Source organism: Streptomyces sp. NPDC059909 (genome assembly GCF_042730885.1).
GTDB lineage: Bacteria > Actinomycetota > Actinomycetes > Streptomycetales > Streptomycetaceae > Streptomyces.
This window is the reverse complement of the sequence record NZ_JBHWKX010000003.1, coordinates 193,106-205,251: the sequence shown is the minus strand read 5'-3', so window position 1 is coordinate 205,251 and position 12,146 is coordinate 193,106. Positions and strand designations below refer to the sequence as shown.

Below are 12,146 nucleotides of genomic sequence, written 5' to 3'. Positions count from 1 at the left end.
GAGCGCCCGCACGAAACCGGCCCCGCGCCGCCGAGGGCGGGCGCGGGGCCGTGGGTACGGGGGAGGCGCCCCCACGTAGTACCGCCAGGTCCTGTCGGGCCGATCCTGCCGGGCTCGCGTGCCCTGGCACCGCACCTCGCTGTGTTGTCGCCGGTCACCGACTCCCCCGTAGCCCTACGGCCACGGGAGGTGCCCCCACCGCGTCGATTTCTCCCCCCACCTCCACGGGGACCCCCGGAGGTGGGGGGACCCCACCTCCGCCTTGCGATTCGTCCCCCATGCCCTGCGGGCCTGGGAAGACCCCATGCTCCAGACCCCGCTCACCGATCCGGCCTGATCGAGCGGACAGGACCTAGTCGCCGATCAGCGCGTCGACGAACGCCTCCGGCTCGAACGGCGCCAGGTCGTCCGGCCCCTCGCCCAGGCCGATCAGCTTCACCGGGACGCCCAGCTCGCGCTGGACCGCCACGACGATGCCGCCCTTGGCCGTGCCGTCGAGCTTGGTCAGGACGATGCCGGTGATGTCGACGACCTCGGCGAAGACGCGCGCCTGGACCAGACCGTTCTGGCCGGTCGTCGCGTCGAGCACGAGGAGGACCTCGTCCAGCGGACCGTGCTTCTCCACGACGCGCTTGACCTTGCCGAGCTCGTCCATGAGGCCGGTCTTCGTGTGGAGGCGGCCCGCCGTGTCGATGAGGACGACGTCCGCACCCTCGGCGATGCCCTCCTTGACCGCGTCGTACGCGACCGAGGCCGGGTCCCCGTTCTCCGGACCGCGGACCGTGCGCGCGCCGACCCGATCGCCCCAGGTCTGCAGCTGATCCGTGGCGGCGGCGCGGAACGTGTCGGCCGCGCCCAGGACAACCGACTTGCCGTCGGCGACCAGCACCCGCGCCAGCTTGCCCGTCGTCGTGGTCTTGCCGGTGCCGTTGACGCCGACGACCATCACGACGCCCGGGGTCTCCGAACCGTTCTCGGTCTTCACCGCGCGGTCGAATTCCGTGCCGACCAGCCGCAGCAGCTCCTCACGGAGCAGTCCGCGCAGCTCCTCGGGCGTGCGCGTGCCCAGCACCTTCACGCGCTCACGCAGGTGCTCGACCAGCTCCTGCGTCGGGGCGACACCGACGTCGGCGGTGAGGAGCGTGTCCTCGATCTCCTCCCACGTCTCCTCGTCGAGGTGCTCGCGCGACAGCAGGGTCAGCAGCCCCTTGCCGAGCGTGTTCTGCGAGCGGGCCAGCCGGGCCCGGAGCCGGACGAGACGGCCCGCGGTCGGTTCCGGGATCTCGATCGCGGGCGCCTCGGGCGCGGCGACGACCGGGTCCTCGACAGCCGCCGGGGTCTGCACGGCCTCCTCGGCCGTGGGGAGGTCGACCTCCTCGATGGTGCGACGTGGTTCTTCCCGCGGGGTCTCCGCCTCCTCACCGACGTGCGGCTCGGCGGGCGGAGCGGTGATGGTCGGCGTGCTCGAGGGGGCGGACGGCGGCAGCTGCTTCTTGCGGCGGCGGCTGCTGACCAGGAGCCCGCTGATCGCGCCGACCGCGACCAGAGCGATGACTACAGCAAGGATGACGAATTCCATAACGCGTCCAGTATCGGCCACGCCCGGCACCGGGAAGCGTTCTCGGAGGATCACACAAGATATGTGCCCGCGATTTGAACCTTTTGGGGGGAACGTACGATAGTTGACTCTTCCTGCCACCCCGTACGGAGCCTCTTCCATGCCCCACGCCTCCGAATCCGAAGGCGCGATAGAGACCCGCGGCCTCGAGCCCGTCCCCGACGGCGAGCGCACCGGCCACGTCCGCGAACTCTTTCCGACCTGGGTCGCCGCGAACATCAGCGTGCTGCTGCTCACCATGGGCGCGGGCCTGGTCGTCTTCAACGGACTCAACATCTGGCAGGTCCTGGTCGTCGGGGTCACGGCACCGGTCGTCTCGTACGGGATCGTCGGACTGATCTCCCTCGCCGGAAAGCGCGGCGGGTCACCGGGGATGGCGCTCTCCCGCGCGGTCTTCGGCCAGCGCGGCAACCTCTTCCCGGGCTCCCTGATCTGGGTGGCCCGCTGGGGCTGGGAGACCATCAACGCCGTCACCGGCGCCTACGCGCTGCTGACCGTGCTCGATCTGCTCTTCGGCATCCGGTCCGGCACCGCGCTGATCGTGGCCACCCTCCTCGTCTTCGTCGCCGCGACCTTCCTGGTCTCCGGGCTCGGCATCAACGCGCTGCGCGTGTGCAGCAAGTGGTCGACGTACCTCTTCGGCGGCTTCTCGGTGCTGGTGCTCGCCCATCTGGCCGCCACCACCGACTGGTCGGCCGTCCTCGGCAAGCCGGCCGGCTCCACGGCGCTGATGATCGCCGGTATCGGCACCCTCGCGGCGGGCGGCATCAGCTGGGTGCCGTCGGGCCCGGACTTCACCCGCTATCTGCCGCGCACCGCGTCGAGCCGCGCGGTGGTCGGCTCCACGGTCGGCGGCGCGGCGGTGGTCGTGCTGCCGATGGTGCTGATGGGTGCGGTGATGGCGGTGGCCACCCCGGACCTGGCCTCGGCACAGGACCCGGTCTCGTTCATCGGTGAGCTGCTGCCCGTCTGGATCGCGGTGCCGTACCTGCTGATCGCGCTGGTCGGCATGCTGCTGATCAACTCGATGTCCATGTACTCGGCCGGCTTCACCGCGCAGACCCTGGGCATCAGGGTGCCGCGCGCCTGGGCCGTCAGCGTCAACGCGGTCATCTCGCTCGTCTTCGGCTTCCTGCTGATGGTGGTGGCGACCAGCTTCATCGGCTCGTTCATCTCGTTCCTGACGCTGCTTGCCGTGGCGTTCTCCGCGTGGATCGGCGTCTTCGGCATCGACATGCTGCGCCGTCGTGCGTACGACGGCGAGGCGCTGATGGACACCACACGCACCAGCGCCTACTGGTACAGGGGCGGCTTCGCCTGGCAGGCGATGACCGCGTGGGGCGTGGCCCTCGTCGTCGGTCTGCTCTTCACCAAGGTCGACTGGTTCGCCGGTCCGCTGGCCTCGTCGTGGGTCGGCGAGAACGGTCTGGGCTGGGGGGTGACCATCGTCGTCGCGGCACTGCTGTACGCCGTTCTGCCGCGCACGGGCACGGCCGCCGCGGCGGATCCCGTGGAAGAGCGCGAGCCCGCGGCTGTTTCCATCTGACACCACGTCAGCTAACGTCCCTCTTCGCTACCGGCACCCGGCGGAGGGGGATGTCTCGTCATGGCCTTCACAGTCGTACGGTTCAACCTCGTCGACCCCGCGGCGAGCCCCGAGTCCCTCGCGGACCGCTACCGGGCCGCTCTGGAGATGGCCGCGTACGCCGACGACCGCGGCATCGACACGATCCAGACCGAGGAGCACCACGGCGCCGCCAACAACTGGCTGCCCTCCCCCTTCGCCTTCGCGGGCGCGGTCTTCGGCGCGACCCGGCGGATCGCGGTCACCGTCTCGGCGATCATCGGCCCGCTGCACGATCCGCTGCGGCTGGCCGAGGAGATCGCCGTCCTCGACCTGCTGAGCCGGGGACGGCTGGTCACGGTCGCGGGCATCGGCTACCGGCCCGAGGAGTACGCGGCCCGCGGTGTCGACTGGAAGCGCCGCGGCGCGCTCCAGGACGGGCTCCTGGACACCCTCCTGGCGGCCTGGAGCGGCGAGGAGTTCACCCACCAGGGGCGTACGGTCCGGGTCACCCCGCGCCCGTACACCCAGCCGCATCCGTTGCTGCTCGTCGGCGGCTCGTCGAAACCGGCGGCCCGGCGCGCGGCCCGCCGCGGGCTGCCGTTCTTCCCGAGCGCCCATCTGCCGGAGCTGGAGGCGTACTACCACCAACTGCGCGAGGAGTACGGCACGGACGGCTTCTGCATGATGCCGGCCGCCGAGACGCCGCTGCTGCACATCGCGGAGGACCCGGACGAGACCTGGGCGCGGTACGGGGAGCACTTCCTGCACGAGGCGCGTACGTACGCCTCCTGGCAGTCCGGTGACATCCGCTCGGCGGTGAAGTCGTCGGCGACGACGGTGGAGGAGCTGCGGGCGGAGGGGGTGTACCGGGTGCTGACGCCGGACGAGTGCGCCTCGCTCACCGCCGACAGCCTCGTCCTGCATCCGCTGTGCGGCGGGATGCCCGTCGACGAGGGCTGGCGCAGCGTCCATCTGTTCTGTGAACAGGTACTGCCCCGGCTCAAGGGCTGAGCCGGGGCAGTTCCGTGACGAGGAGAGGGGCAGCGGGGATTAGCCCATCTCCTCCAACGCCTTGCCCTTCGTCTCCGGCACCCACTTGAGGATGAACGGGATCGAGAGCACGGCGAAGACCGTGTAGATGACGTACGCGCCGGACAGGTCCCAGTCCGACAGGCTCGGGAAGGTCACCGTGATCAGCCAGTTGGCGATCCACTGGGCGGAGGCGGCGACGCCCAGCGCGGCGGCGCGGATCTTGCCGGGGAACATCTCGCCGAGCAGCACCCACACCACGACGCCCCAGGAGAGGGCGAAGAAGAGCACGAAGAAGTTGGCGGCGAAGAGCGCCACCGCGCCCTGGAGGTCGGGCAGCGAGACCTGTTTGCCGACCCCGCTCCGGTACGAGAAGGCCCAGGCGGCGACGCCCAGCGAGATCGACATGCCGACGGACCCGATGAGGGCCAGCGGCTTGCGGCCGATCCGGTCGACGAGGAGCATCGCGATCACCGTGCCGATGATGTTCACGATGGACGTCTCGAAGGAGTAGAGGAACGAGCTCTCCGGGTTGACGCCGACCGACTGCCACAGCGAGGAGCTGTAGTAGAAGATCACGTTGATGCCGACCAGTTGCTGGAAGACGGAGAGGCCGATACCGACCCAGACGATCGGCAGGAAGAGGAACTTGCCGCCCATCAGGTCCTTGAACGAGGGCTTCACCTCGTGCCGCATGTTCTGCTCGATCTCGGCGACCCGGGTGTCCAGGTTCACCGCCTTGCCCTCGACGTCACGGAGCACCTTGCGGGCCTGGTCGAAGCGGCCGGCGGAGATCAGGTAGCGGGGCGACTCGGGGATGACGAAGGAGAGCAGCCCGTACATCAGGGCCGGGACGACCATGATGCCGAGCATCCACTGCCAGGCCTCGAACCCGCCGATCCTGCCTCGCTGTTCCCCGCCCGCGAGATTGAGGATGGCGAAGTTGACCAACTGCGAGATGGCGATGCCGGTGACGATGGCGGCCTGCTGGAAGGAGGCGAGGCGGCCGCGGTACACCGGCGGGGAGACCTCGGCGATGTAGGCCGGGGCGATGACCGAGGCCATACCGATGGCGATGCCGCCGATGACGCGCCACATCGCGAGGTCCCAGAGGGCGAACGGCAGGGCGGAGCCGAGCGCGCTGGCGATGAAGAGCACGGAGGCGATCTGCATGACGCGGATCCGGCCGATGCGGTCGGCGATCCGGCCGGCGGTGGCCGCGCCGATGGCGCAGCCGATCAGTGCGGCGGCGATGACCTGCGCCAGGACCTCGGGACCGACGTCGAAGCGGTCGCGGATCGCGACGACGGCTCCGTTGATCACCGCACTGTCGTAGCCGAAGAGGAAGCCGCCCATCGCGGCAGCCGCCGCGATGAAGATGACGTGGCTGAGATGCTCCGGCCTGGCCTTACGGCCTTCGGGTGCCTGCGCCTGCGGTGTGCTGGTCACGTGTACTCCTGGGGCCGCCCGGCGGCGCCGGACGTTGTGGGGCGAGCCCTTCCAGTGGCGCACAAGATCACGCCGCCCACCACTTGAAGGTAAAAGCAACGTTGCAGAGACTATTCCTTCAAGTTTCGAAGTCAACACCCGGGCTATTGAGATAGAACCCCGGAGCCCTCTCCATTTGGATTCAAGTGTTGAAGATCGAGTGAAGGTGAGGTGACCGTGCTCAGCGAAGCCGCTGGCTGATGACCTTCGAAACGCCGTCACCCTGCATGGACACGCCGTACAGTGCGTCCGCGACCTCCATCGTCCGCTTCTGATGCGTGATCACGATCAGCTGGGAGCTCTCCTGGAGCTCCTGCATGATCCGGATCAGCCGCTGGAGGTTGGTGTCGTCCAGAGCCGCCTCGACCTCGTCCATGACGTAGAAGGGACTGGGCCTGGCCTTGAAGATCGACACCAGCATGGCCACGGCGGTCAGCGAACGTTCGCCACCGGACAGCAGCGACAGCCGCTTGACCTTCTTGCCGGGCGGACGGGCCTCCACGTCGACGCCCGTGGTGAGCATGTTGTCGGGGTCGGTCAGGACGAGGCGCCCCTCGCCGCCCGGGAAGAGGCGCGAGAACACACCCTCGAACTCCCGTGCGGTGTCGCGGTACGCCTCCGTGAAGACCTGCTCGACGCGCTCGTCGACCTCCTTGACCACCTGGAGGAGATCGGCACGGGTCTTCTTCAGGTCTTCGAGCTGCTCGGAGAGGAACTTGTGGCGTTCCTCCAGGGCCGCGAACTCCTCGAGGGCGAGCGGATTCACCTTGCCGAGCTGCTGGTACGCCCGTTCGGCGGACTTCAGCCGCTTCTCCTGCTCGGCACGGACGAAGGGCCGCGGCTGGTTCCGCGGATGCTCCGGGTCCTCGGGGAGCTCCTCGCCCTCCGCGGGCGGCGACGGCGGTACGAGCTGGTCGGGGCCGTACTCGGACACGAGGCCCGCGGGCTCGACGCCGAGCTCCTCCAGGGCCTTGGTCTCCAGCTGCTCGATGCGCAGACGCTTCTCGGCGCCGAGCACCTCGCCGCGGTGGACGGAGTCGGTGAGCTTGTCGAGCTCGCTCTTGAGCTCGCGGCCCTCGGACCGGGCGGCCGTCAGCTCCCGCTCGCGGGCCGACTTGGCGGCCTCGGCCGCGGTCCGCTCCTGCTCCGCGCGTACGACGGAGACCTCGACATGGGCGAGGAGCCGGCGCGCGCCACTGGCCACGGCCCCGGCCACCGCGGCCTCGTGGCGGAGCCGGGCGCGCCGCTGTTCGGCGCGCGTCCGTGCCTCGCGCTCGGCGCGCGCCCCGCGGTCGAGCGCGTCGGCGCGGCCCGCGAGCCCCTTGACGCGCTCCTCGTGGGTACGGACCTGGAGGCGGGCCTCCATCTCGGTCTGGCGGGCGTTGGCGCCGTCGGCCGCGAGCCGGTCCCGTACGGACGTGTCGGGCTCCTCCTCGACCGGGGTCTCCTCGGCGACGGCGAGCCGCTCGGCGAGTTCCTCCACCTCGTACAGCGCCTGCTCCAGCGCCTCCTGGGCGCGGGCGGCCGCAGCGGCCGTGCGCTCGGCCTCCCCTGCGGCGCCGCGTGCCTGCCCGGCGAGCCGCCCCAGCTGCTGCGCGACCCCGGCCTTCTCCTTCTCGGCCGCGCGCCGCCGCTCCCCCAACTCCTCGACGAGCCGGCCGCACTCGGTGCGCCGCGCCGCGGCCTCCTGCTGGTGCCCGGCCAGCTCCTCGCACCGTACGGCCAGCTCCTCCAGCTCCGCCGCGGCCTCGTCGACGGCCGCCTGCACCTCGAGCAGGCTGGGCGCCCCCGCCGACCCTCCGTGCGCGAAGTGCGCGCCGAGCACATCGCCTTCGGCGGTGACCGCGGTCACCTCGGGCCGGCCCTGGACGAGATCCTCGGCGTCCTCGAGCGTCCCGACGACCACCATGTCCCGCACCAGCCGCTCCACTGCGGGCATCAACTCGCGCGGCCCGCGCACGAGGTCGACGACACGAGGGGGGTGGCCGTGGGCGCCGGACACCTGGGCCGGGACGGAAGCCGCGGCACCGACCGGTCCCTCCCCCGGTCCGCCGTCCGGTTCGCCCCGCTCCGGCCCGCCCTGGGCAGGGACGGACAGCAGAAGGGACGCGCGCCCCGCGTCCTGCTTCCGGAGCAGCCGGATCGCTTCTGCCGCCGTGGACGGGTCCGTGACCGCGATCGCGTCCGCCGCGGCGCCGAGTGCCGCCGCGACCGGGATCTCGTAGCCGGCGGTCACCGTCAGAAGCTCGGCAGCGGGGCCCAACAGGCCGGTGAGGCGGTCGCGGGCCCCCAGGAGTGCGCCGGTGCCGTCCTTGCGGCGCAGGCCCTGGGCGAGGGCTTCGTGGCGGGCCGCGAGGGCGGCGCGCTTGCGCTCCGCCGTGGTGGCCGCCTCGCGGGCCGCGGCCAACGCGGCCTCCGCCTCCGCCAGTTCGCCCTTGGCCGCGTCATGCTGGTCCGCCAGGGCCGAGTCGTCCGCGTCCAGGCCGTCGACCTCGGCCTTGAGCTGCTCGTACTCCTCCTGCGCGGAGGCCGCCCGCTCCTGTGCCTCGTCGCGGGCCGCCGCCAGCCGGCCGATCTCCGCCTGGGCCGAGGCCGCGCGCGAACGGGCCGCGTTGACCTGCCCGTTCAGCCGTGCGAGGCCCTCGCGCCGGTCGGCGATCGCCCTCGCCACGTCCTTCAGCCGGCGCTCCTCGACCGCGAGCTCGCGCTCCAGTTCGGCGCGGTGCGCGACGGTGTCGTCCAGGGCGCGCTCAGCCGCCTCCAATGCTGCCTCCAGCTCCGCCTCCTGCTCGCGGATCCGGGCGGCCTCGCGCTCCATGTCCTCGGGGTCCCGGCCGCGCCGCTCCTCCGTGGGCGCCGACGTCGCGCTCTTCACCCGTGCGTCGGCCAGCGACACCGTGCCCCGCACCCGTTCGGCCAGCTGCGACAGTTCGTACCAGGTCTGCTGGGAGCGCTGCAGCCGCGGCGCGAGCCGCCGTACCTCGTCCTCCAGCTCCGCCTCGCGTGCCAGCGCGGCCTTGAGCTCAGCTTCCGCGGCCTCCTTGCGCTGCTTCAGCGCGGCCTCGTCGGCGATCTCGGACTTCAACGCCTCGCGCAGCCGTACGAGGTCGTCGGCGAGGAGGCGCAGCCGGGCGTCGCGCAGATCGGCCTGGATGACGGCGGCCCGCCGCGCCACCGCGGCCTGCCGTCCCAGCGGCTTGAGCTGCCGCCGCAGCTCGTCGGTCAGGTCCTGGACACGGGCGAGGTTCGCCTGCATCGCGTCCAGCTTCCGCAGCGCCTTCTCTTTCCGCTTGCGGTGCTTGAGGACCCCGGCCGCCTCTTCGATGAACGCACGGCGTCCCATCGGATCCGCGTGCAGGACCGAGTCGAGCTGCCCCTGCCCGACGATGACGTGCATCTCCCGCCCGATACCCGAGTCGGAGAGCAGTTCCTGAATGTCCAGCAATCGGCAGGTGTCGCCGTTGATCTGGTATTCGCTGCCGCCGTTGCGGAACATGATCCGCGTAATGGTGACCTCGGCGTACTCGATGGGCAGCGCACCGTCGGAGTTGTCGATCGTCAGGGACACCTCGGCGCGGCCGAGCGGAGGGCGCCCGGTCGTCCCGGCGAAGATGACGTCCTCCATCTTGCCGCCGCGCAGCGACTTGGCACCCTGCTCGCCCATGACCCACGACAGCGCGTCCACCACATTGGACTTGCCTGAGCCATTCGGCCCCACGACACACGTGATGCCCGGCTCGAAACGCAGCGTCGTGGCGGACGCGAAGGATTTGAACCCGCGCAGGGTCAGGGCCTTGAGATGCACGCCCGAGGACTCTACCTTTCGGTCTCGGTTTCACCTATGAAGGTGCAGGGCACATCAGACGGTAAAGCACGGTAAACGCAGCCCAACACCGGGGGAGACAAAGGGGAGAGGAAAGAAAGAAGGGACGCCGAAGCGTCCCTTGCGTACCTACCTTGCGAGAGTGTTTCTCACCTGATCCCCGACGGGGACTGGAGTCAGGTGAGCGCCGGCTCGCCCTTGGGTACGTCGATGTCGATGCCTTCGAGCAGCGACTCGCCACGGTGCTGTGCGGCGGCAGCGCTCAGCGCGTCGTTCTCGGACTGGATCCGTACGAGCTCGGACTCCAGATCCTGGACGCGCTGCTGAAGCCGTCGCATCTCGGCGAGGAGTCGCGGGTCGGAACCGCCGACGTAACCGAGAAGCGCCTTTGCCATGATGGATGGTCCTCCACACTGAGTGACCGACCGATGCGGTGTGGGTCGTGAGGGATTCGCACCCGCGGTGTCTGGCAGCGGCTTCACATCACGCGGTTCGTACTGCCAAACAGCTAAGGTGCGCGGGGCTTCCAGCGTCTCACCAAAAAGTTTGACGGTCAACACGATCACGCCCCGCATCAACGGACAGCCCGGGGGCTCACGGCCGTCGAAGTGACGGCGGCGGCGCTCCAGCGGGGCCCTGGGGGCGTGGAGATCATCCTTACCCCCGCAGCCTGGCACGGCGAGACCGTTATTGGCAACCACCAGGCCGTTTCCCCCGAACACGCGTGCTGTCGGCAGTCATCTGAACACATCACGTGTCCGCCCAGCGGGCCTCTCCGGGGACTCCCTCAGCGGATCGCGAACCCGTCGTAGCCCCCGCGCGGAGTGCCCCAGATCTCGGTGACTCCGTCGACTTTGCCGGGCGTGTCGGACGACTGGAGCCAGTCCAGGAGACGGTGGCAATTCTCACGTGGCCCCTCCGCCACAACCTGCACTCTGCCGTCGTCGAGATTGAGGGCGAAGCCGTGGAGGCAGCCGATCTCCAAAGCATTTGCCCTGGTGAACCATCGGAAGCCCACTCCCTGTACTCGGCCGCGTACCCAGGCGGTCAGCCGCGCATGTTCATTCATGCGCGCAAGCTAACCGACCAATTCTTTTCGGATCACATCGCCCTCCCGGCTCTTCGCGTACAGTCGCGCAGCAATGGGCCTCACTCGTTCGGGTGAGTCTCTCTGTCATCGAGTGTGAAGTCGAGAAGAGAAAGGGCGAGCGGATGGGACGCCACCGCCGGAAGAAGCGGGCTGCAGTGCCCGTACGTACCGGACTGCTCGGAGCCTCCGCCGCCATGGCGGTGGGCGCCGTGGCCGTGGCTTCCGGTCTGCTGCCGGGCGGCGAGAAGTTCGTCATGGGCGGAAGCAGCACCAGCGGTCAGCAGGTGCGCGAGTCGGCCTCCGGGCAGCTGAGCGCCCAGGGCGGCGCGTCCGCCACGCCATCGGACCGCCCCTCGGCGAGCGCGAGCCCCACCGCCGGGGCCTCGGCGTCCGCGGGCGCGTCCTCGACGTCCGGCAAGGTGTCCGCGACGCCGTCGAAGCCGAAGACGAAGGCGCCCGAGGCGAAGAAGCCCGCCGCCCCGCAGAAGAAGACGCCCGAGAAGCCGGCGCAGCGGACCAAGGCTCCGCAGAGCAAGGCCCCGGCCGCTCCCCCGAAGCCGCCCAGGTCCAAGGCGCCGACCGGCGCGGACGCGGCGGAGGCCGCGGTGCTGAGGCTGGTGAACGAGGAGCGCGCCAAGGTGGGCTGCAGCCCGGTGCGCGCGGACGCGTCGCTGGGGGCGCTCGCCGGTGCGTTCAGCGCGGACATGGCTTCGCGTGGCTTCTTCGACCACACCGACCTGGACGGCGACACCCCGTGGGACCGGGCCGCGCAGGCCGGCATCACCGGGATGGCCGCGGAGAACATAGCCCGCGGGCAGGCCGACGCGGAGACGGTGATGCGGTCGTGGATGAACAGCGACGGCCACCGCGCGAACATCCTCAACTGCGACTACCGGACGATGGGCGTGGGTGTGTACTTCGCGGACGGCGGTCCGTGGTGGACCCAGGACTTCGGCTTCTGAGATTTCCGCTGGTCAGCGACCCATGAACCTTTCTGGGCCGTTTCGGGGCCGCCATTGGCACCCGAGGCGGCCCGGACTGCGTCCACGGCCGCCGGCGTACGGGTCTCGCTCGTACGGCATCGGACGCGTGTAGGTCCGCAGCGTGAAACCCGGGTCATGGTGGCCGAGGTATTCACAGCGCACTTCCTGTCCGGCGGCTCGCTTCCGCTCCCCGGCTCACCGCCGGTCGCGCGGCCGAAGCAAGCACCTGGGCCGAGGAGAAGGCGTCGGCGGGTGCCGGTCGCCAGAACCGGACGGCAGCGGGGCGGATTCCCTGCTTCCGAGACTGAGGTCGCTCCCACACAATGGGCACTCAGAGGGGAGGGGTGGACATGTCACGACGATGGAAGATCACGATCATCGTGCTGACGGCGGGGGTCGCCGTCCTGGTCCTGTGCTTGCTCTACGGGCCCTATTACTTCATTCGCTGGGCGGACGACCCGGGCACGTAAGGCAGGAGACCCCGACCGGGCACCCGGTCAGGGTCTCACCTCGTCCCACACTGCTTCGGTCCGGGCCGTCTCTGGGCC

The 12,146-nt window shown here is 70.3% G+C and carries 8 protein-coding genes; 3 read left to right on the top strand and 5 right to left on the bottom strand.

Annotated features, from left to right (window positions below; genetic code table 11):
* Positions 1 to 352: 352 nt before the first annotated feature.
* Complete coding sequence (gene ftsY, locus ACFV9O_RS04615) at positions 353 to 1,579, bottom strand: signal recognition particle-docking protein FtsY (RefSeq protein WP_385412216.1); 1,227 nt, start codon at positions 1,577 to 1,579, stop codon at positions 353 to 355.
* A 139-nt stretch (positions 1,580 to 1,718) separates the two neighbouring features.
* Here ftsY and ACFV9O_RS04610 point away from each other — a divergent pair, with 139 nt between their 5' ends.
* Both ACFV9O_RS04610 and ACFV9O_RS04605 read left to right on the top strand, forming a co-directional pair.
* Positions 1,719 to 3,164 carry a cytosine permease gene (locus tag ACFV9O_RS04610; RefSeq protein WP_385412213.1) on the top strand — a complete coding sequence of 482 codons (1,446 nt, stop codon included), beginning with the start codon at positions 1,719 to 1,721 and terminating at the stop codon, positions 3,162 to 3,164.
* Positions 3,165 to 3,224: 60 nt separating this feature from the next.
* Positions 3,225 to 4,196, top strand: a complete 972-nt coding sequence (locus ACFV9O_RS04605; protein ID WP_385412210.1) for an LLM class flavin-dependent oxidoreductase — start codon at positions 3,225 to 3,227, stop codon at positions 4,194 to 4,196.
* Between the two features lie 39 nt (positions 4,197 to 4,235).
* On the opposite strand, the gene ACFV9O_RS04600 is transcribed toward ACFV9O_RS04605, so the two are convergent.
* The 4 genes from ACFV9O_RS04600 to ACFV9O_RS04585 form a co-directional block, all read right to left on the bottom strand.
* Positions 4,236 to 5,663 carry a sugar porter family MFS transporter gene (locus tag ACFV9O_RS04600; protein WP_385412207.1) on the bottom strand — a complete coding sequence of 476 codons (1,428 nt, stop codon included), beginning with the start codon at positions 5,661 to 5,663 and terminating at the stop codon, positions 4,236 to 4,238.
* Positions 5,664 to 5,883: 220 nt separating this feature from the next.
* A complete protein-coding gene (gene smc, locus ACFV9O_RS04595; protein ID WP_385412206.1) occupies positions 5,884 to 9,507 on the bottom strand; it encodes a chromosome segregation protein SMC in 3,624 nt (1,207 codons plus the stop codon).
* A gap of 194 nt (positions 9,508 to 9,701) precedes the next feature.
* Complete coding sequence (locus ACFV9O_RS04590) at positions 9,702 to 9,920, bottom strand: hypothetical protein (protein ID WP_269728178.1); 219 nt, start codon at positions 9,918 to 9,920, stop codon at positions 9,702 to 9,704.
* A 392-nt stretch (positions 9,921 to 10,312) separates the two neighbouring features.
* Positions 10,313 to 10,594 carry an acylphosphatase gene (locus ACFV9O_RS04585; protein WP_385412203.1) on the bottom strand — a complete coding sequence of 94 codons (282 nt, stop codon included), beginning with the start codon at positions 10,592 to 10,594 and terminating at the stop codon, positions 10,313 to 10,315.
* A 143-nt stretch (positions 10,595 to 10,737) separates the two neighbouring features.
* Between ACFV9O_RS04585 and ACFV9O_RS04580 the strand changes: the two genes are divergently transcribed.
* On the top strand, positions 10,738 to 11,577 hold the full coding sequence (locus ACFV9O_RS04580) for a CAP domain-containing protein (RefSeq protein ID WP_385412200.1): 840 nt from the start codon (positions 10,738 to 10,740) through the stop codon (positions 11,575 to 11,577).
* Positions 11,578 to 12,146 lie beyond the last annotated feature (569 nt).